Genomic DNA, 21924 nt, shown 5'->3' on the forward strand with positions numbered 1-21924 from the left:
TCAGGTGTCCTCGATCGAGACCAGCTCCGGAGACATGCGCTCGAGCGCCACCAGGCTCCGTCTCTGCCATCCTAGCCGCGCGTCCGTGCGGAACTGCACCTTGCACTTCAGCCCCTGGCCCGCGAGCCCGCAGATGAAGCTGATGAACGCTTTCAGGCAGCTCGAGTTGAGAAAGTAAAGAGCCCTTATATCGAACTGCACCGCGCTGATGGAGAGGCGCATGACCTCTCCCTGGAGGGCCTTGAGGCAAAGGCCGAGCGGCGCCGCCGCCGCCATGTCGCCCGTGCCGGTGAGCTTGACGCCGAGGGTGTCGTCCCTCAGGGTCGGCTCGATCCCGAAGCTGTCCGTGACGACAGGCTCAACCCGTAAACCGCTCATCTCCCCTCCATCCCGCAACCGGCGCCTGCGCGATGATCGTCAGCCTGCTCCCCTCGATCGTGTAGTCCACGTCGAGCCCGCCCTCCGCGCGCACCCGCGCGAGGCCGAGCCCGGATACCCCTTCTACCATCGCCGTCTCACAGATGAGTTCGTCATAGTGCTTCACAGGATCGCTCGCCGACCTCAGCGCGGAGAGCCGCCGCTCCACCTCGCGCAGCCGCTCCGGCGACGCCTCGTTTCGCGCGCGGATCACGAGGACCCGCGCGCCCTCGCCCCCCTCCAGCGCCAGCTCGATGCTGACCTCCGGGCCGGACGAGTACTTGATGAGGTTCTCGACGAGCTCGTGCGCGGCCATGTAGAACCGCGAGCTCTCACTCTCATCGTCCAGCACCATCCCACAGAAGCTGGACACCAGCCGTAACACCGCGCTAGCCATCCGTTCACTAGGGAAAAACGTGATGCACAAGAACGGTGAAGCGTCCTGGCTCAGTCCGGAAGCTAACACGGTTCACGCAGCCTACGTAATTCTTGCACCGGATCCAATCCCCCTTGGTCGGCCGTGTGCCCATGTAGGCGAGCGAACGATCGCGAGCGCTCCAGCGCGCTGTTCACGGTGTCCCGCTCGACCGCGCGCTCACCGCTTCGACGGGCGCGCCGGCCGCGCCTCGACCGATGCGTCAGGGCTGCCGGGGGGCGCGGTACCTCGCCACGACGATCGTGATGTCGTCGTCGGGGCTCGGGCACCACCCCTCGACCTCGTTCAGGATCCTGTCACGAATGACCACGACGGATTCGGTCTGAACGGCCTCGATGGTGGTGCAGAGCCGATCGAGGCCGAACTGCTCATGGTGGGCGTCGCGCGCCTCGGTCACTCCATCGCTGTAGAGCACGAGGACGTCGCCGTCCTCCAGGACGAACTCGGCGTCTCGCGTCATGTCGTCGATGGATGGCAGCGCGCCGATCCAGACCCCCGAGCTCGGGATGCACACGCAGCGGCGCGTCCTCGCGCGGCACACGAGGATGTCGTCGTGCGCCCCGGCGAACGTCACCCGCCCGCTCCGCTCGTACCGGAGCAGGAGCAGCGTCGCGTGCTCGTCCCGCTTCAGGCGGCCGCGCACGTTCTCGTACAGCGCCGCGTTGATGGCCGAGATCACCCTGGCGGGGCTCGCCCTCGGGTCCCTGCGCGTCAGCGCCGAGACCATGCTCTGGATCATCAGCATCACGAGCCCCGCCGCGAGCCCGTGCCCCGCGACGTCGCCGATCCCGAGCCAGCCGCCGTCGGCGGTCGCGAGCACGTCGTAGTAGTCGCCGCCCACCTCGGCGGCCGGCTTCATGAGGGCGCAGAGCGAGAGCCCCGCGACCGACAGCCGCTCCGGGACCAGCGTCGTCTGGATGCGCGCCGCGACGACGCTCTCCTGGCGGACCCTCTCCTGCTCCAGCCGCTCGCGCGCCTCCACCTGACGGACCATCTCCCGGTGCAGCGCCGCGGCCTTGGTCGCGGAGCCGATCTGGAGGCGGAGCGCGTCGTAGATCAGCTCGTGCGCGCCGCTGCTGAACACCGCGACACCGAACTTCTCCTCGTCGCCGAACGCGACGGGGAGCGCGATCATGGTCGTGCGCTCCCGGCCTCCCAGGAACCCGTCGGGCGCGAGGCGCCGCGCCGGGAAGCTCGCCGCCGGCGGGTCCACCTCGCGGCCGTCCTCCATCAGGAAGAGCGACCTCATGACACCTCGTTGCGCCTCGGGAGCGTCGTCATACAGCGACACCACGGCCCGCGATATCCCGAGGGCCGGCAGCTCCGACGCGAGCACGCGCTTCAGGCTGGGCAGGCTCAGGCACGTCGAGAAGCTCCGCGCGCTCCAGCTGAGGTACGTCGCCGCGAGCTCCACGGTCAGCCGCCGCTCCCCCTCGAGCCGCATCGACGCGCTCGAAATGACCATGCGCGACACGTGCCATAGCCGCTCGAGGGCATCGTAGAGAGCGACCCCCCCGCCGCCCGACGGCGGCCGGCCGAGCCGCTCCCGGAGCACATCGATCATGGCCTGGAAGTGATCGAGGATCGCGCCCGCGCGCCCCGCCGCGTCGAGGAGCGCCTCGAGCGCGTGCCGGAAGCGGCCCTCCCGCCCCGCGAGCTCGTCCTCCAGCGCCGACAGGAGCTCGCCTGGCCAGCCATCGAGAGAGCCAGTCGGGATGGCCACGCTCCGCCTGAGCGCGGTCTCCAGCGACTCCCGCCGCGCCGCGACCAGGGACGCGCCGTCGCGCGGCGCCGAGGCCGACGGCGCGAGCGAGGCGCTCGCCTGGACCCGGCAGCCGCACGACTCACGGCACGTGAGCTCGACGTCGAGGAGCGCCACGTCCTCCACGACCTCGCCGTCGAGTATGCGCATCATCGTGTCCATCGCCTGGGCCCCGAGCCGCTTCATGGGCTGACGAACGGTGGTGAGCGACGGCTTCGAGAAGCGCGCGATGAAGGCGTCGTCGAAGCCGGACACGAGGATGTCCTGCGGGACGCGGAGCCCCCGCTCCGCGAGCAGCTCGATCACGCCGAGGGCCATCTTGTCGTTGGCGGCGACCACGGCGTCGACCTCGACCCCGCGGTCCAGGATGTCGCGTATCGCCACGCGGCCGCTGTCGATCGTGAACGCGCCCGCCGCGAAGAGGCGCTCGTCGAGCGGGAGGCCGCGCGCCGCGAGCGCCCCCCAGTAGGCGTCGGCGCGCGCCTTGGCCTCCTCGTTGTTGGCCGGTCCGCCGACGTACGCGATGCTCCGGCGCCCGTGGACGTCGAGCATGTGCCCGACCGAGAGCTCGATCCCGAGGCCGTTGTTCACGATGAGGCTCGGGATACCGTCGATCGCCATCCCGATGCTGAAGACGGGCAGCGGCGCGTAAGCCCGGAAGAACTCGCGCATCCCCTCGATGCCGATGTGATGGCAGAGGGTCGCCGACGCGACGATGATGCCGTCGACCGTCTCCGGGCCGATGAGCTGATACACGCTGTTCTGGGCCGCCCCCCCCTCGCCGGGCAGCGCGAGCGTCTCTCCGAAGGCGATCACGAGATTGACGTCGTGGGCCTCCGCGGCGCGCTCGATGCCGAAGCGCACCTCGGACTGGTAGTCTCCCCCGACGAAGTCCATCAGGAAGGCGATCGTCCGGCGCTTCTCGCTCATCTCCCGCGGCTCTCGCGTCAGGTATCGGCGATGGAGACGAGCTCCGGACACATGCGCTCGATGGCCGTCAGGCTCCGCCGTTGCCAGCCCAGCCTCGCGTCGGTGAGGAACTCCACCTTGCACTTCGGCCCCTGGCTCGCGAGGCCGGCGATGAAGCTGATGAACGCCTTCAGGCAGCTCGAGTTCAGGAAGTAAAGGGCCCTGACGTCGAACTCGATGGCGCTCACGCGGAGGCGCGCCGCCTCGGCGTGCAGGTCCTTGAGCAGCAGACCGAGCGGCGCGACAGCCGCCATGTCACCGGTGCCGGTGAGCTTGACGCTGAGGGTGTCCTCCCTCAAGGCCGGCTCGATCCCGAAGCTGTCCGTGACGACGGGCTCAACCCTTAAGCTGCTCATCGACCCTCCACCTCCCCACCGGCGCGTGCGCGATGATCGTCAGCTCGTTGCCCTGGATCGTATAGTCCACGTCGAGCCCGCCCTCCGCGCGCACCCGCGCGAGGCCGAGCCCCGACACCCCTTCTACCATCGCCGTCTCACAGATGAGTTCGTCATAGTGCTTCACAGGATCGCTCGCCGCCTTCAGCTCGAAGAGCCGCCTCTCCACCTCGCGCAGCCGCTCCGGCGACGCCTCGTTCCGCGCGGAGATCTTCATGACGCAGGAGCTCTCGCGCTCCTCCAGCGCGAGCTCGAGGCTGACCTTGGGGCCCGAGGAGTACTTGATGATGTTCTCGGCGAGCTCGTGCGCGGCCATGTAGAACCGCGAGCTCACGTTGGCGTCGTCCAGCACCATGCTGCAGAAGCTGGACACCAGCCGAAGCACGCTGTTGGCCATACGCTCGCTCGGATGGAACGAGATGCATAGAAACAGTGACCCGTTCGGACTCGGTTCGGACACTGACACGATTGGCGCAGCGTACGTGGTTCTCAACCCGGATCCAATCCCTTCTGCTGACACAGGCGATAGCGCTCATGTAGGAAAGCGGGCGGCCTCGGGCCACAGTTGCCACAGTCACAGTGTTCGAGGCGCGCTGTACCTCGCCACGACCACCGTGATGTCGTCATCGGGGCTCGGGCACCAGCCCTCGACCTCTCCGAGGATCCGGTCCCGGATCGCCTCGGCGGGCGCGCTCTGGGAGGACTCGATGGTGGAGCACAGCCGCTCGAGGCCGAACTGCTCATGGTGCGCGTTGCGCGCCTCCGTCACGCCGTCGCTGTAGAGCACGAGGACATCCCCGTCCTCCAGGACGAACTCGGCGTCTCGCGTCATCGCGTCAATGGCGGGCAGCGCGCCGATCCAGACGCCCGAGCTCGGGATGCACACGCAGCGGCGGGTGCGCGCGCGGCACACGATGATGTCGTCGTGCGCCCCCGCGAACGTCACCCGCCCGCTCCGCTCGTACCGCAAGAGGAGCAGCGTCGCGTGCTCGTCCCGCTTCAGCCGACCGCGGACGTTCTCGTACACCGCCCCATTCACCGCAGAGAGGATGTCCCCTGGGCTGGCGCGCGGGTCGTTGCGTGTCAGGGCCGAGATCATGCTCTGGATCATCAGCATCACGAGCCCCGCCGCGAGCCCGTGCCCCGCCACGTCGCCGATCCCGAGCCAGCCGCCCTCGTCCGTCGCGAGCACGTCGTAGTAATCGCCGCCGACCTCCGCGGCCGGCTTCATGACGGCGGAGAGCTCGAGGCCCTCGACCGAGAGCTGCGCCGGCACCAGCGTCGTCTGGATGCGCGCCGCGACGACGCTCTCCTGGCGGACCTTCTCCTGCTCCAGCCGCTCGCGCAGCTCCACCTGCCGCACGACCTCCCAGTGCAGCGCCGCGGCCTTGACCGCCGAGCCGATCTGGAGGCGGAGGGCGTCATAGACCATCTCGTTCGCGCCGCTGTTGAGCACCGCGACACCGAACTTCTCCTCGTCGCCGAACGCGACGGGGAGCGCGATCATGCTCGTGCGCTCCCGGCCTCCCAGGAACCCTTCGGGCGCGAGGCGGCGCGCCGGGAAGCTCTCCGCCGGGGGCTCCAGCTCGCGGCCGTCCTCCATCAGGAAGAGCGCCTTCATGGTGGTGCGCTGCGGGTCGTGCGCTGTGTCATAGAGCGACACCGCGACCCGCGAGAACTGCATCCGCGGCAGCTCCGACGCCATCATGCGCCGCAGGATGGGCAGGCTCAGGCAGGTCGAGAAGCTCCGCGCGCTCCAGCTCAGGTAGAGCGACGCGAGCTCCACGTTGAGCCGCTGCTGCCCCTCGGCGCGCACGGACGCGCTCCCGATGACGATGCGCGAGGCGTGCCAGATCCGCTCGAGCGCCTCGTCGAGGACCGCGTCCCGGAGGGCCCCGTGGCCCCGGCGGAACTGCTCGCGGAGCAGCGTGATCATGCCCTGGAAGTGCTCGAGGATCGCGCCCTCACGCCCCGCCGCGTCGAGGAGCGACTCGACAGCGCGCAGGAAGCGGCCCTCGGTCCCCTCGAGCTCCTCCTGCAGCGCCGACAGGAGCAGGCCGGCCCAGCCGTCGAGCGATCCGGCGGGGATCGCGACGCTCTTCTCGAGCAGGCGCTCCAGATCGTCCCGCTGGCGAGCGGACGGGAGCGGCGCGCTCCACGCCTTGCTCGAAGGCGCGCCCGCGGGCTCCACCTGGTACCCGCAGCCGCAGGACTCGCGCAGCGTGAGCTCGACCGGGAACAGGTTGTACTCGGGGACCGGCTCGCCCTCGATCATGCGCACGATCAAGTCCACGGCGCGCGCGCCGATGCGCTTGATGGGCTGGCGGATGGTGGACAGCGACGGCTTCGCGAAGCGCGCGATCACGGCGTCGTCGAAGCCGCACACGGGGAGGTCCCTCGGGACGCTCAGGCCGTGCGCCTTGAGCTCCTCGATGGCCCCGAGCGCCATGTTGTCGTTGGCGGCGACCACGGCGTCGAACGCGGCCCCGCGCCCGATGATCTCCCGCATCGCGGCGCGCCCGGTCTCGATCGTGAAGCTGCCGAACGCGACGAGGCGCTCGTCGAAGCGGAGCGTGCGGTCCGCGAGCGCCCGCCGGTAGGCGTCGGCGCGGACCTCCGCCTCCTCGTTGCTCGGCGGCCCGCCGATGTACGCGACGCGCTGGCACCCGTGGTCGTCGACGAGGTGTCCGACCGAAAGATCGAGCCCGAGGCCGTTGTCGACCACGAGGCTCGGGATGCCGTCGATCGCCATCCCGAGGCTGCAGATCGGCAGCGGCGCGTAGGACCGGCAGAACCGCTTCATCCCCTCGATGCCGACGTGGTGGCAGAGCGTCGTCGAGGCGACGAGGATGCCGTCGACCGTCTCCGCGCCGATGAGGTGATACATGCTGTTCTGGGCCGTGCTGGCGGCCCCGGGGCAGGCGAGCGTCTCGCCGAAGGCGATGATGAGATTGACGTCGTGCGCCTCGGCGGCGCGCTCGACCCCGAAGCGCACCTCGGACTGGTACTCGCCTCGTACGTAGTCCATCAGGAGGGCGATCGTCCGGCGCTTCTTCATCGTGTCCCGCGCTCCTCGCTTCAGGCGTCCGCGATGGAGACCAGCTCGGGAGACATGCGCTCGAGCGCCGTCAGGCTCCGCCGCTGCCAGCCCAGCCTCGCGTCCGTGAGGAACTGCACCTTGCACTTCAGCCCCAGGCCCGCGAGCCCGCAGATGAAGCTGATGAACGCCTTCAGGCAGCTCGAGTTCAGAAAGTAAAGAGACCTTACGTCGAACTCCACGGCGCTCACGGAGAGGCGCACCACCTCCGCCTGGAGGGCCTTGCAACAGGAGCCGAGCGGCGCGGCCGCCGCCATGTCGCCCGTGCCGGTGAGCTTGACGCTGAGGGTGTCCTCCCTCAGGGCCGGCTCGATCCCGAAGCTGTCCGTGACGACGGACTCAACCCTCAAGCTGCTCATCTCCCCTCCATCTCCCAACCGGCGCGTGCGCGATGATCGTCAGCTCGTTGCCCTCGATCTTGTAGTCCACGTCGAGCCCGCCCTCCGCGCGCACCCGCGCGAGGCCGAGCCCCGACACCCCTTCTACCATCGCCGTCTCATGGATAAGCTCGTCGTAGTGCTTCACCGGATCGCTCGTCGTCTTCAGCTCGAGCAGCCGCCTCTCCACCTCGCGTAGGCGATCGATGGAGGCCTCGTTCCGCGCGCGGATCTTCAGGATACAGGAGCTCTCGGCCTCCTCCAGCGCGAGCTCCAGGCTGACCTTGGGGCCCGTCGAATACTTGGTGATGTTCTCGGCGAGCTCGTGCGCGGCCATGTAGAACCGCGAGCTCACATTCGCGTCGTCCAGGATCATCCCGCAGAAACTGGACACGAGCCGCAGCACCGCGCTCGCCATGCGGTCGCTCGGGAAGAACGTGATGCACAGGAACAGCGATGCATTCAGGTTCGGTTCGGACGCGGGCACGATTGCCACCAGCCTACGTCGTTCCCGCAGCGGAGCCAACGCCTTCTGCTCTCGCGCGAGCGCGCGGGTGAGGGCAGACCCTACAATACCGCGCGACGGCGGGCTTTGACCTGCCGCGTCGACCGCGACCTCACTGGCGCGCTCCTTCACTGGCGCGCGGCCTCACGGCCGCGCGACGAGCCTCTTCCCCTGGGCCCTCAGGTTCGACACCGCCTCTCCCACGCGCTGGGCGAGCGGCAGCCCCCGGGGCACCACGAGGCCGGCCGCCCCGCCCACGCGGCCGAAGGACCATGAGAGCACCGAGCCGTCGGCGTCCCACGGCGCGAGCCGCTCGCGGCCCTCGGACGGCATGGCGCCGACGATCTCGTGCCGCTCCAGGTCGAGCGCCGCGATCCGGTCCGCCGACGAGAGCAGCAACGTCTTGCCGTCGGGCGCGGCGGCGATGTCCTCCCACTCCGCCCCGCTCACGCCCTCGAGCACCCGCTCCGTGAGGCCGGCGCGGCGGATCACGACGACGCCCGTCGCGTCCGCGAAGGCCGCGTCCCCCGGCAGGGGGCCGTCCGCGATCGCCGTCGCGCGCGGCGTGGCGTACCCGAGGACCCGCACCTCGCCCCGCGCCTCGTCGATGCGCGCGAGCGCGCCCGAGCTGAACGCCAGCCATAGCCCGGGGCCGACGTCGCCGCGCGCGGCGCTCGGGCGCGCCTCGTAGACATAGCCGTCGGTCACCGCGATCGTGCGGGACGACAGGTCGCGGAGCGACGTCGCGACGACGTTTCCGTCGAGCTCCTGCGTGAACAGCGTCCGGCAGGCGGCGTCGACGCCGAGCACCAGCGCCGGCGCCCTCGGCACCACCTCCACCGTCGCGCCGGTCGTCGCGTCGAACAGCGTCCACACCCCCTCGTCCCGCCGGTACGCCATGAGCCGGCCGTCGTCGCAGGCGCGCAGCAGGTGGCCCCGCCGCGCGGCCGTGCGGCGCCGCGAGCCCTCGTCGTACAGGCGCACCTCGCCGCCGATCTCGAAGGCGACGACGCCCCCGCGCCGCAGCGCGGCCGCGGCCGAGGCGGCCGCGCCGCGCACCTCGGGGCTCCCCTCCGGGTCGAGCCCCTCGAACCCGAGGAGGCGCTCCACGGCGGGCGCGCCCGGGCTGAACAGGACGAGGTCGCGCGTGAGCACGCGCCGGTCCGGCAGCCGCCACCCGCCGAGCAGCGCGTGCGGGCCCACGTCGCGCTCGGCGATGTCGGCCATCTCGCCGCGCGCGCGCAGCGGCCGCGGCGCGCCCTTGCCCGGGGACGCCTCGCACGGCGAGCCCTCGGGCGGCGGATCGCCCGCGGCGCGGCCGCCCTTCCGGAGGTAGTGCCAGACGCTGCCGCCGCTGCCGCACACGCCCAGATCGAGCCCGCCCGCGTCCCAGCGCGCCGACGCGGGCGCCGGATCCGTGTCGAGCTCGAAGAGCGGCGCCGCGGGCCGGTCGAGGGCGTAGATCGACGTCCGGCTCTGCTGCACGAGCGCGATCACGGGATCGCGCGGGCTGAAGCGGCCGAGCACGGCGGGCGCGCCCAGGGTGATCTCGGCGCCCGCGCCGCCGCCGGGCCCCCAGAGCAGCGCCCTGCGCCCGAGCACCGCCGCCACGTGCGCGCCGTCAGGCGAGACGCCGAGCACGTTGCCGCGGAACGGGTGCCGATCGACCGCCTCGGCGCCGCCGCCGCGCCGCATGTCCCAGCGCGCGATCCCGCCCTCGGTCGAGCAAGCGAGGACGGGCGCCGCCTCGGCCGCGTGGACGGCGCTGCTGCAGCGCACCGGCGCGACCGCGGCCAGCGCGACGGTGCCGCCCTCCCGCAGCCGGAAGACGCGGACCTCGCCGGTGACCGAGCGCGTCGCGAGCGCCGTGTCGAACGCGAACGGCACGCGCTCCACGTGCGGGGCGTCGTGCGGCCGCAGCGCGAGGACGCGCGGCGATTTGGCGCGCTCGATGCTCTCCGGGTCGGCGTCGAGCGCCACGTCGTCGATGACCTCCGGGTCGGGCGGGCGCAGGTCGGCGACGAGCAGCGAGCCCCCGGGGCCGCCGGCGATGACCCACCGATCGTCCCACGGCAGCGCCGGCCCCACCACGCCGTCGACGGTCAGGAAGCGCGCGCGCGGCAGGCCCACCGCGGCCGACGCGAGATCGAGCGGCAGCGCCGCGTCGTCCGCGCGCCGCGCGAGGGCCGCGGCGATCCACGCGGCGCGGTGGTACGGGTCCTCCGTGCGGCGCGCCTTGCCGATGAGCTCGGCGAGCTCGGCGCGCTCCTCGGCCTCGCGCGCCTTGGCCTCGGCCTGCGCCTGGCGCGCCGCGACCCACCGCTCGGCCACGAACCCCGAGGCGACGGTGAGCCCGAGCGCCAGCGCCGCGCCGATCTTCTTCGCGCGCTGGGCGCGGGCGCGCCGGAGGCTCTCCCGCACGAGCGCCTGCTCGCGCCGCGGCAGCCGCGAAGCGAAGGCCGCGCGCTTGCTCACCTGCTCGAGCAGGTCGCGGCGCAGGAGGAGATCGGGGCTCTCGCCGGAGCGATCCCACACGTCGGCGGCCTCGCGGAGGCGCTCCAGCAGGATGAGCCGCTCCATGTGCAGCGCGCGGGTGGCGGCGGCGTGCGGCCAGCTCGAGACGAGCGACTCGTGGGCGAGCTCCACGGACCTGTCGCGGCGGACGAGGAGGCGCGCGCGCTCGAGGGCGCCGAGGACGCGGTCGACGTCCGCGGGCGGCGCGGCGACGGCCTCGGCGAGCTCCGCCTCGGCCCAGCGGACGCGCGACCCGTCCATCGCGCCGAGCCGGAGCAGCGCCTCGTCGGCGATCGCGCGGTCCTCCGGGGCGAGGGCGGCTAGGGCGGCGTCGGCGTGCCGCGCGAGGGCGCCGCGCACGCCGCCGAGCTCCTGCCAGGCCTCGCCGCTCAGCGCGCCGCGAAGGGCGCGCGCGCGCTCCCACCACGCCGCGAGGGCGAGCGCGATGAACGAGAGCGCCGCGCCGCCGCTCCGGAGCTCGCGCTGCGCCTCGGCCGCGACCTGGGCGAGCCCGCGCACCTCGGCGCCGGCGAGCCTCGCCGGGCCTGCGACGAGGTCCTTCACGGCGGCGGCGGCGGGCAGCCCCACGTAGCGCAGCGCGGCCCGGAGGCCCTCGCCGGCCGGGGTGGCGAGGAGGGCCGCGGTGCGGTCGTCGGCCTCGTCGAGCACGCCGATGAGCCGGAGGCCTCGCCGCGGCTCGCCGGTCGCGAGCGCGCCCACGAGGGCGGCGAGGCGCCCGTCGCCGAGGGGCGCGATCGGGTCGACGATCAGCGCGACGCCGACGGCGGACGCCATGCAGAACCTGGTGAGGGCGTCGAGGTCCGCGGCCTCGAGCTCCGGCGAGACGGCGGCGAGCGCGCGGGCGAGGGCGCCGTCGGGGTCGTCGCCCGGGGTGAGGCGCGCCTCGATCCAGTCGTCCTTCTGGTCGACGTGGCGGCGCGCGAGGTGGGGCACGAGCCCCGCGGAGGCGAGCGAGCTCTTGCCCGATCCGCGCGGCCCCTGGAGCACGACGCACGGCTCGAACTCGAGCTCGCGCCCGAGGCGTGCGGTGTCGTCGTCGCGCCCGAACAGGAGCCCCTCGTCGGTGGACGAGAGCGCCGCGAGGCCCCTGTAGGGACGATCGGGGACGCCGTGGGGCCGCTCCCAGACCTCGTCGATCAGCTGCGTCAGCTTCCCGGGCGCGACGCGCCGGTGCGCTGGATCGACGGACAGGAGCCGATGGAGGAGCGCGACGAGGCCGCGCGGCAGCCGCGCGGGGTCGCGCTCGAGGTCGCGCATCGTGCCGCGCAGGGTCGCGGCGCGGAGCTCGGTCCACCAGGCGGAGACGCTCGCGGGGTCGGAGCAGTCGTCCGGCTCGTCGGGCACGGCGTGCGGGAGGCGCCCGGTGGCGAGCTGCGCGATGCAGACGGCGAGCGCGTAGGCGTCGGTGGCGGCGGTCGGCTCGGCCATCTCGAGCACCTCCGGCGCCATGAAGCCCGGCGTTCCGATGACGTTGCGCGCGACGGCGGGGCTGTCCGCGCCGGCGAAGGCGCGGCGCGTGGAGGCGTAGACGTCGCGCTCGGCGAGGAAGGCCGCCGTGCCGAGGTCGCCGCCGCTGTCATGGCCGCCGCCCACGGCGACGGCGGGGGCGCGGGAGACGGGGGCGCCCGCGCGCCGCGAGATGCCGAAGTCGAGGACCTTGAGGGCGCCGTCCTGGGTGAGGAACAGGTTGGCGGGCTTGAGGTCGAGGTGGACGACGCCGCGCGCGTGGATGACGTCGAGCGCGCCGGCGACGTCGCGGGCCCAGGCGACGACGCGGCGCCAGGGGATGCGGCGGCGGAAGCGGATCAGGTCGGCGAGGTTCCGGCCCTCGAGGAGCTCCATCGAGACGAACGGGGTCTTCGGCGCGCCGTGGAGGATGCCGGCGGCGTAGATGGTGACGAGCGACGGGTGGCGGAACGAGGCGAGGAGCTTGGCCTCGTCGGCCCAGTCCGCGGCGTCGGCGAAGTCCGAGACGAGCAGCTTGAGGGCGACCTCGCGGAACGGCGCGCCGTCGGGCAGGAGCTCCTCGGCGCGCCACACGTCGCCGAAGCCGCCGCGGCCGAGGCGGACGCGGAGCCGGTAGCGGCGGTCGAGCACGTCGCCGGGAGCGTGCGCGAGCCCGCCCGCGGGCATGGGCACCGGGCCCGGATCGCGGGAGGAGCTCCCCTCGTCGACGAGCGTGCGGTCCATCGCGGGACGACGGTATCACCGGCGCGGCGAGAGGTGTCGAGCGGCGCGACACCCGCCTGAACCCGGCCCTCGTGATCGCGACGTGTACCGGGGTGGTTCGTCGCTCGACGGCCTTCCTTTCAATCTGTGGTTTCAGCGACACCGCATCGAACCGATCCACCATCGCTGTAGCGGGAGTCGCCCAGGTTCACGACGAAAACCGTAGTGGCGCCAAGTTCGCCACTTCGCTCCATTCCCGCACGAAATGCCCGTGGAGACGCCCCGAGGACGCCCCGCGAGGTCGCGAGGAGCGCTGAGCGTGCTGAGCGCCGCCAGGCTGGACTTCCGTGCCTTGCCGCGTATTCTGCCGGCGGGCGGGTCTCTGTCCGACGGGGGGACGGCGGATGCTCGAGCTGATGTGTGGGGGGCGTCACGCTCCTTTGGATGGCTGACGCGGAACACGGGGTCTTGCTGCAATGATCGATCTGTCAGGTCATACGCTGTTCGAGAGGGTATACGAAGGCTCCGAGACCGTGCTGTACCGCGGCCGCCGGAACGAGGACGGCGCGCCGGTCGCGGTCAAGATGCCTCGGTCCGAGTTCCCGACGGCCAGGGATCTCGCGCGGCTGCGGCGCGAGTTCGCCATCCTGCGGGACGCGGGCGAGGTGGCCGGCGTCGTCAAGGCGCACGCCATCGAGAAGTGCGGCAGGGGCCTCGCGCTCATCATGGAGGACCTCGGCCCCTCCTCGCTGCACGCCGTCCTGAAGGCGCGCAGGCTCGACGTGGGCACGGCGCTCCGCACAGCCATCGCGATCGCGGGCACCCTCGACACGCTCCACGGACTCCGGATCATTCACAAGGACATCAAGCCGCACAACATCCTGATCGACGAGAAGACGCAGAGCCCGCGGCTCGTCGACTTCGGCATCGCGGCGCGCCTCTCGAGGGAGACCCCCGAGACGGTCCCGCCGGACGCGCTCGAGGGCACCTTGTCATATATCGCCCCTGAGCAGACTGGCCGCATGAACCGGAGCGTGGATCTGCGCGCTGATCTCTACTCGTTCGGCGTCACGCTCTACGAGATGCTGACAGGGGCCCTCCCGTTCCAGGAGGGCGATCCCACCGCGCTCATCCACAGCCACATGGCGCGCGTGCCGACGCCGCCGCACGAGCGCGCGCCGGGGGTGCCCCGCGCGCTGTCGGACGTGATCGTGAAGCTCCTGGCCAAGATGCCGGAGGACCGGTACCAGAGCGCCCGCGGGGTCAAGCTCGACCTGGAGGAGTGCCTCCGGCGGTGGGAGGCGACGGGCCGCGCCGATCCGTTCCCGCTGGGCCAGCACGACCGGCCGCTGGATCTGCGCGTTCCCCAGCGGCTCTATGGCCGGGATCACGAGGTGAACGTGCTCCTGTCCGCCTTTCAGCGGGCTCGCCGGGGCGCGGCCGGGCTGGTGCTCATCTCGGGCTACTCCGGCGTCGGCAAGACCACGCTGGTGAACGAGATCCACAAGCCCATCGCCCGTCATGGAGGGTATTTCGCGAAGGGGAAGTTCGATCCGATCAACCGGGACGTCTCGCTCGCATCGGTGGCGCAGGCCTTCCGCGAGCTCATCCGGCAGGTGCTGACGGAGCCGGCGGCGGCCGTCGAGGAGTGGAGGCGCAAGCTGCTCGCCGCGGTCGGCGCGAACGGGCAGCTCCTCATCGAGCTGATCCCGGAGCTCGAGCTGATCCTCGGGCCTCAGCCGGCCGTGCCGGAGCTCGGGCCGACCGAGGCCCGGAACCGCTTCGATCTGCTGGTGCAGCGCTTCCTGCGGGTCTTCGCTGCGCCGACCCACCCGCTGACCCTCTTCCTCGACGATCTGCAGTGGGCCGATCCGGCCTCGCTCAGGATCCTCGAGCGCCTCCTCACGGACGTGGAGGGCAACCATCTCCTGATCATCGGCGCCTATCGGGACAACGAGGTGGACGCCGCCCACCCGCTGCACGCGACGCTCGGTGAGCTCCGCAAGTCGGGCGTGGCGATCGCCGAGCTCACGCTCAAGCCCCTCGACATGCCGACGGTCACGCAGATCGTCGCCGACACGCTGAGCGCGCGGCCGCATGCGGTCGCGCCGCTCGCGACGCTGGTCTTCGAGAAGACCGAGGGCAACCCGTTCTTCCTGGGCCAGCTCCTCGGCGAGCTCCACGACGCGGGGGCGCTGTGGTTCGACGCGCCCTCAGAGGCCTGGGCATGGGACGTGGCGCGCGTCCGGGAGGCGGTCGCCGCGGACAACGTGGTCGACCTCATGCTCGACAGGCTGCACCGGCTCCCGCCGGCGACGCAGCGCGCGCTGAAGCTCGCCGCGTGCCTGGGCCACACGTTCGATCTCACCACGCTGGCGGCCGTCCACGAGAAATCGCCCGCCGCGACGGCCGCCGACCTGTGGGACGCGCTGCGCGGGGGCCTGATCGTGCCGCGTGACAGCGATTATCGCTTCTTCGACGAGAGCGCGGATACCGAGCCCTCGGCCCCCCAGGAGATCAAGGTATCGTACCGGTTCCTGCACGACCGGGTGCGCCACGCGGCCTACTCGCTGGTCGAGCCCTCGCGCAGGGAAGCGCTGCACCTGGCGATAGGCCGGCTGCTCTGGGCGCGGGCCGGCGAGACGCCGCCGGACGAGGACCTGATCGAGCTCGTCCGCCACATGAACCTGGGCGCGCGGGGCATCCCCGACGAGGCCGGGCGGCTGGCCCTGGCCCGGCTCAACCAGCGGGCGGGCAGGGCGGCCAAGATCAGGACAGCCTATCAGGCGGCCGCAGACCACTTCAGCGCGGGGATCGAGCTCCTCGGGGACGCGCGCTGGGAGCGCCACGAGGCGCTCTGCTTCGCGCTCAGCCGCGAGAACGCGGAGTGCGTGTACCTGAGCGGCGCGCCCGAGCGGGCCGAGGAGCTCTTCACGTCCCTCATGCCCAGGGCGCGGTCGAACGTGGAGCGGGCGCAGATCTACAGCCTCCGCGTGCTGCTTCACGTGACGCTGGGGAACCTCGCGGACGCGGTGCGCCTGGGCGGCGAGGGCACCGGCATTCTCGGCTTCCCGCTGCCGAGCAGCGAGGCGGAGCTGCAGGCGCGCGTCGGGGCCGAGCTTGCAGATGTGGGCGCGAACCTGGCGGGCCGGCGCATAGACGACCTGATCGACGCGCCGGTGATGGACAACCCGGAGCAAAGGGCGCTCGTCCAGCTCATCAGCGATATGATGGGGCCGGTCTTCTGCCTGAGGCCGGAGCTTTATCCGCTGTTCGTCCTCAAGCAGGTCAACATCTCCCTGCGGTACGGCCACGCGGACGTGTCCGCCCTCGCGTACACCTCGTACGGCTTCCTGCTCGCGGTCTTGCAGGGGCGGCCCGCGGACGGCCACGCGTTCGGCCGCCTCGCCATCACCTTGAGCGACAAGTTCTCGAACGCCGCTCTGGCCGCCAGGGTGAACTACGTCTTTGCCACGTACTCGCACCTGTTCCACGACGTGCGCGACGGGATTTCTCGCTTCCTGCAGGCGCGGCAAGGGCTGCTGGAATCGGGCGACTTCGCCCATCTCAGCAACGTATGGAACTGCGTGACCAGCAACATGTTCACCGCGGGCTATCCGCTCGAGGAGCTGCGCGAGGAGGTGGAGCGAGGCCTCGTCGTGTTACGGCGAACCGGGGACGTCAGCGGCACAGCCGTGATGACGCTCATGAGGCAGGCGATCGCGAGCCTGCAGGGGCGGACGCGGGCCCCCGACAGCCTGAGCGACGACCAGTTCGACGAGGGCGAGTTCGTCGCGCGCCTCAAAGAGAGGGGCTTGATCGCGGGCCTCTTCTTTTACGCGCTGCTCAAGCTGCAGCTTCCCTATCTGTACGGCGACTGCGAGAGGGCCGCGGCGAACGCCGCGGACGCCGAGGCCTACGGCGCGGGCATGCTCGGTTTGTATCAACCGACGAAGCTGCATTTCTACGCTTGCATGGCGTTCCTCGGGCTGCCCGCCGCGGCGTCGCCCGAAGAGGCGGAGCGCCGCGCGCAGACCATCACCCGCCACAAGGAGCGGATCGCGGGCCTCGCCGCGAGCGCACCCATGAACTTCCAGCACCTGCTGCTGCTCATCCAGGCGGAGGAGGCGCGCGTCGCCGGCGACCAGCTCGAGGCCATGGGCCTTTACGACCGGGCGATCTCCCTGTCCCGGGAGAACGAGTTTCCTCACGACGAGGCGCTCGCGAACGAGCTGTGCGCGAAGCTGCACCTCCACGAGGGCAGGACGAAGGTGGCGCGCGCGTACATGGCGGACGCGTACCTCGGCTACCGGCACTGGGGAGCGACGGCCAAGGCGGACGCGCTCGCGCGCGATCACGCCGCGCTGCTGCCCTCTTCGAGCGACAGCGTGCCGATCTCGTCCATCCCCTCGGCGACGTCGGGCCCGGCGCACGCGGGGACCATCCTCGGCAGGACGACGGTCGGCAACCTGCGGGACGCCGCGCTGATCGTGCGCGCCGTGCAGGGCATCGCCGGCGAGACGGAGCTCGAGCGGGTGATCGAGCGCCTTGTGACGCTCGTGCTCGGGAACTCCGGCGCCCAGCGGGGGGCGCTCGTCCTGGAGCGGGATGGGCGGCTCTTCGTCGAGGCGACCTTCGGGGTCGAGCCCGGGACGCTCGCGCTCGGGCCGAGCGAGCCGCTGGATGCGCGCCCCGACCTGCCGCACAAGGTGGCGCTGTTCGTCGCCCGCACCCGCGAGCCGCTGGTCCTCGACGACGCCAGCGCCGACGCCCGGTTCTCCGACGATCCCTGCATCGTCGGGCAGCGCACGCGATCCGTCCTGTGCCTCCCGCTGCTCCACCAGGGCCGCATGAACGGCGTTCTTTACCTGGAAAACAACGCCGCGAGCAGGGCGTTCAACGCGAGCCGCGTCGAGCTGCTCGGCCTCCTGTCGTCCCAGGCCGCGATATCCATCGAGAACGCGCTGCTCCTCTCGGGCATGCGGGAGGTGAAGGAGCAGGTCCAGAACGCCAACCGGCGGCTCGAGGCCGAGGTCGCGCAGCGCACCGAGGAGCTCCAGCGCTCCAACGCGCAGCTCAGCGCGAGCAACGAGCGCCTGAAGATCGAGCTCACGCAGCGCGAGCAGGCGGAGCGGGAGCGGGCCGCGCTGCAGCGCCAGATGTTCGAGGCGCAGCAGACGAGGCTGGCGGAGCTCTCGACGCCGCTCATCCCGATCACCGACCAGATCATGGTGATGCCGCTCATCGGCACCATGGACGCCGCGCGGGCAGCCCAGGTGCTGGAGGTCGCGCTCGACGGCGCCCAGCGCCACCAGGCGCGCGTCGTGATCCTGGACATCACCGGGATGAAACACATCGATACCCAGATCGCGCAGACGCTCGTGGGCACCGCCAACGCGCTGCGGCTGCTCGGCACGGAGGCCGTGCTCACCGGCACGCGCGCCGAGGTCGCCCAGGCGATGGTGGGCCTGGACATCGAGCTGAAGTCCATCGTCACCATGGGCACCCTTCAGAGCGGCATCGCCTATGCGCTCCGCCGCGCCGGGCAGTCGACCGGGATCGGCGCGCCGCTGTCCTCGGGGCCAGCCCGCGCACGCCCGCCGGCGAGGTGAGGTCGGGCGGTCACGCTAAAACCGATCGTGGACGTCAGAGAGCGCCGACGGCGCTCTCGTGCACGTGCTGGCCCGGGCCTGCGGCGTACCTTCGGTCGCCTCACGCCTTGATGGCGTCGAGCTCCCCCGGCTTGCTGATGCCGGGCCCGTCGGTGACCTTGCCTGCGCCGTCGGTGGTGAACGACGGCCCGCTGCCGCCGAAGCCAACCGCGACAGCATCCGAGACGCCGAAGCGATCGACAGGAACCCACTCGGGCATCCCGGCGCCGAGCGCGTTGATCAACGTCGTGTAGAGCTTGTTCAGCGGGACGGTTCCGCCCGAAGAGCCGGTGTTGCCGCTGTTGTTCTCGCCCTCCGTGCCGCTCGAGCAGGTGGCTTCGCTGTTGCCTGCCTCGAGCTTCCCGCCCGCGACGTTCACCGAGACGCCCTGCTTGAGGTAACCGCCGGCGCTGCCGGCGATCACGATGGGCAGGTTGTTGTTGTTGTGCGCGTTGCCGTCGGCGAGCTCCGGCAGCCACATGACCGCGGAGTTGTCGAGCATGGTGCCGCCCCCCTCCTCGATGCTGTCGATGGTCTTGACCAGCTTGGCGAACCGACCCGCATACCAGCGGTCGATCTCGTGGATCTGCTCGATGACGCCGCTCACGCACTGGCCGCCGACGGCGGCGCTCCCGTTCCGGTGCGAGAGACCGTGATGATCGTGGGTGTGCGCGATGCCGTCCCACTTGAACGTCACGAAGCCCGGCCACTGGAGCACGATGGAACGGTTATTGTCGCACATCATCGTGAGGGCGATGAGGCGAATCATCATCTCGCTGCCCAGGGTGTACACCTTCTCGTTGTTGGGGAAGCCGCCGCCGCGAGCGGGGTATCCCGCCTCGGTGAGGGCAGCGTCCGTGACGCCGAGAGCGGTCGCCGATTCCGCGGTGCAAGCAGAGGGGATGACGCGCTGCTCCGTCTCGCGAAGAAGGGAGAGCCAGTCGTCGATCTTCTTCCGATCGGCGCCGCTCATCTTGCGGGCCTTGTAGGCGTTCAGGTCACGGCTCACCAGATCGATGATGCTCTCGCCGCGAGCCACGCGATAATCCGCTTCGGTCGCCGGGCCGCTCACGAAGAGCCCGGTCAGGCTGCTGTATACCGTACGCGCGTTGGTCACGGGCGCGTACGGCGTCTTCGGCGCCGAGTACGACACGATGCCCTTGACGTTCGTGAAGGCATTGCCGACGGAGAGCACCAGCGGGACCTTGTTGGTGCCCGGGTTGAAGCGCTGCGCGATCTCGTGATCGAGCGAGTGCGACAGCGCCCAGTGATCTCCGCCGGGATCGAGGGGCGCGCAGGTCAGCTTGCTGCCCATGCCCTGATCGTGGGGATCGAAATACTCCGTGCCGTCCACCTTGTTGTTGAAGCCGTTCAGCGGCATCGCGAGCCCGCGCGGGAAGAGCAGCTTCGCCGCGAAGGGCGCGAGCGGGGCGAGGGTCCGGGGCTTCCCGTCCGCCTGCGTCGTCTCCAGGGACGCCGCGGTGACGCTCCCGGCCCCGTTCTCGATCCCCGTCGGGAACCAGCGGTTCGTCAGGCAACCGTTGTTGGTGTAGAAGATCACCAGGCGGCGCGGCGACGGCGCTTCCTGCGCTCGCGCGGAGCGGCCGAGCGAATTCAAGAACGGGACGGCGAGCGCCGCGCCACCAATTCCACGCAGGAACAGTCTTCGGTTCACGGCTCCACCTCCGCCTGCAGGGCACGAACTCGGAACGATTGACTCTGAGTGAGGTCTGCGATGAGGTCGAGCACCGTGTAGCCGCCCTGTGTGAGCTTGGCGGTCAGCTCGTCCACGGTGCAGGAGTCCTCGTTGTTCAGCTCGCGCTGGTAGGCGAACGAGACCCACTTTCGCACGTAGCACGTGTGCGCTGCCGGGGAGCTCGCGATGGCCTCGGAGAGCGCCACCGGGCCGTCGACCTCCACGACGTCCTCGCCGACGCCGACGTTCACCCGTGTGTCGATGGGCGCGCCCGAGAACGATTCGGTCTGCTGGAAGGCGCCCACGGCGTCGTACGCCTCGAACGCGAAGCCCGCAGGGTTGATGTACGTGTGATGGCAGAACGCGCAGGAGTCTCCCGACGTCTGCGCGTCGACCCGAGCACGGTTGGTCGTGAGGCTCGCGTCCGTGGGCAGCGGCGTGCCCTCCACCATCGGAGGCGGCGGCGGGATGTTCGCGCAGAGGACCTCCTTCTGCAAGAACGCCCCGCGCAGGATGGGCGACGTCCGGTCATACCCCGAGTGCGACACCAGGAAGCCCAGGCGGGTGAAGAGGCCAGAGCGCTGCGTCGGGTCGAGCTCGGCCGGCACGAGCTCCGCGCCGTTGAACTCCGCAGGATCCAGGTCATAGAGCGGCGCCAGGGAGGCGTTGACGAAGCCCACCGGCGTGGTGACCAGATCCTGGAACGTCCCGGCCTGGTCGAAGACAACGTGCTCGATGAAGCGATCGGTCTCCTCCGACAGGAGCGGGATCATCGACGCTTTGAAGTCCGGGAAGGCGGCCGGATCACGCTGGATGTCCGACCAGCGCGTGCCGGGGCCCATGTGGAGGTAGAGCTCGTGGAAGGCCTTGACCATCCCGCGGCTCTTGGGATCCGCCAGCATTCGCTGCGCCTGCGCGAGGATCTGCTCCGGCGTCTGCAGCGCGTCGGCGTCTGCCGCGGCGAACAGCGCGTCGTCCGGCATGGTTCCCCAGATCAGGTACGAGAGGCGCGACGCCACCTCGTGGCTGTTCAGCACGAAGTACTCGCCCTCGGGCTTCTCGCTGATCTCTGCGCGCATCAGGAAGGAGGGCGAGAGCAAGAACCCTTCGATGATCAGCTGGGCGCCGTCCTCGAAGGAGCCGGTCGGCGTGAGCGCCTGGCGGCGAGCGTAGAGGGCCTGGAAGAGCCCTCTCTCCTCGTCGGTGAGCGGGCGCCGGAAGGCGCGCCGTCCCAGCGTATCGATGAGCTGGTTCGCGCACGCGGCGCCGTCGCCTGCCGGCGTGCACGGGATGGTCTTCGCGCGCGCCCTGGCGTCTGCCATCACCGCCGCCGCCACCGTCGCTGCGGCGGTCTTGTACCCGTCCCACGCGCGCTGATCGACGCTCCCGACCCCGTCCGGCGCGAGCATCGACGACGGCTGGGTGTCGATGCCGACCAGATCGCGAATCGTGTTGTCGTATTGCGCCCTCGTCAGACGCGGCAGCGCCGACGTTCGCGGGACGCCCGGCACGCACACCGTCGGCTCGACGCCGGGGCCGCCCCCCGCCGAGCCGTCCCCTCCGGCGCCGCTCCCGCTGCCAGACCCGCTCCCGGGCCCGTCGCCAGACCCGCTCCCGGGCCCATCGCCAGAGCCGCTGTTCGCCCCCGGGTCATCGCCGCCGATCATCGCGGTGCAACCGCCCATGGCTGCGTAACTCGCCGTGAGCAGCGCAGGAACGATGAACCGTCTCGCCCACGTGTCCATAGAACTCACCTCATCCGAGGGGCTCTCACATCGAGCATCGCCCAGACATCATGATGCCTTGTCGTGGGTCGCAGATCACGAGTTTTCTCGTATTTTCGTCTTGGCGCAAGTTTGCTTTCGCCCGGCAAATCCGCTGGTTTGCAAGGCGTCGGGGCGAGGCGCGTGAGTAG

The 21924-nt window shown here is 71.1% G+C and carries 12 protein-coding genes; 1 reads left to right on the forward strand and 11 read right to left on the reverse strand.

Annotated features, from left to right (window positions below; genetic code table 11):
- From WME97_RS28220 to WME97_RS28260, 9 genes are all read right to left on the reverse strand, one after another.
- Positions 1–378: a hypothetical protein gene (locus WME97_RS28220; RefSeq protein WP_437541851.1), complete on the reverse strand. Its 378-nt coding sequence runs from the start codon at positions 376–378 to the stop codon at positions 1–3.
- Positions 359–814: a hypothetical protein gene (locus tag WME97_RS28225; protein WP_012237831.1), complete on the reverse strand. Its 456-nt coding sequence runs from the start codon at positions 812–814 to the stop codon at positions 359–361. Before WME97_RS28225 ends, WME97_RS28220 begins: the two co-directional genes overlap by 20 nt.
- A 241-nt stretch (positions 815–1055) precedes the next feature.
- Positions 1056–3545 (reverse strand): SpoIIE family protein phosphatase, encoded by a 2490-nt coding sequence (locus WME97_RS28230; protein WP_437541854.1) that lies wholly within the window; start codon positions 3543–3545, stop codon positions 1056–1058.
- Positions 3546–3562: 17 nt separating this feature from the next.
- Entirely contained in the window at positions 3563–3940 is a 378-nt protein-coding gene (locus tag WME97_RS28235; protein WP_437541856.1) for a hypothetical protein, read from the reverse strand.
- On the reverse strand, positions 3921–4376 hold the full coding sequence (locus WME97_RS28240) for a hypothetical protein (RefSeq protein WP_437293108.1): 456 nt from the start codon (positions 4374–4376) through the stop codon (positions 3921–3923). The genes WME97_RS28235 and WME97_RS28240 overlap by 20 nt, the downstream gene beginning before the upstream one ends.
- A gap of 177 nt (positions 4377–4553) precedes the next feature.
- Entirely contained in the window at positions 4554–7037 is a 2484-nt protein-coding gene (locus WME97_RS28245) for a SpoIIE family protein phosphatase (protein ID WP_437541859.1), read from the reverse strand.
- Between the two features lie 20 nt (positions 7038–7057).
- Positions 7058–7435, reverse strand: a complete 378-nt coding sequence (locus WME97_RS28250; RefSeq protein WP_437541861.1) for a hypothetical protein — start codon at positions 7433–7435, stop codon at positions 7058–7060.
- Positions 7416–7949 carry a hypothetical protein gene (locus tag WME97_RS28255; protein WP_437541863.1) on the reverse strand — a complete coding sequence of 178 codons (534 nt, stop codon included), beginning with the start codon at positions 7947–7949 and terminating at the stop codon, positions 7416–7418. Before WME97_RS28255 ends, WME97_RS28250 begins: the two co-directional genes overlap by 20 nt.
- 153 nt (positions 7950–8102) lie before the next feature.
- A complete protein-coding gene (locus tag WME97_RS28260; RefSeq protein WP_437541865.1) occupies positions 8103–12683 on the reverse strand; it encodes an nSTAND1 domain-containing NTPase in 4581 nt (1526 codons plus the stop codon).
- 455 nt (positions 12684–13138) lie between these two features.
- Between WME97_RS28260 and WME97_RS28265 the strand changes: the two genes are divergently transcribed.
- The gene (locus WME97_RS28265) at positions 13139–18274 is read left to right on the forward strand and encodes an AAA family ATPase (protein WP_437541868.1); all 5136 of its coding nucleotides are present in this window, start codon (positions 13139–13141) and stop codon (positions 18272–18274) included.
- Between the two features lie 100 nt (positions 18275–18374).
- Here the strand turns inward: WME97_RS28265 and WME97_RS28270 are convergent, their stop codons facing one another.
- Both WME97_RS28270 and WME97_RS28275 read right to left on the reverse strand, forming a co-directional pair.
- Positions 18375–19988 (reverse strand): DUF1552 domain-containing protein, encoded by a 1614-nt coding sequence (locus WME97_RS28270; RefSeq protein ID WP_437541869.1) that lies wholly within the window; start codon positions 19986–19988, stop codon positions 18375–18377.
- A complete protein-coding gene (locus tag WME97_RS28275) occupies positions 19985–21754 on the reverse strand; it encodes a DUF1592 domain-containing protein (protein WP_437541871.1) in 1770 nt (589 codons plus the stop codon). Before WME97_RS28275 ends, WME97_RS28270 begins: the two co-directional genes overlap by 4 nt.
- Positions 21755–21924: the final 170 nt, after the last annotated feature.

Origin of the sequence: Sorangium sp. So ce367, assembly GCF_051520455.1 — a bacterium.
GTDB lineage: Bacteria > Myxococcota_A > Polyangia > Polyangiales > Polyangiaceae > Sorangium > Sorangium cellulosum_B.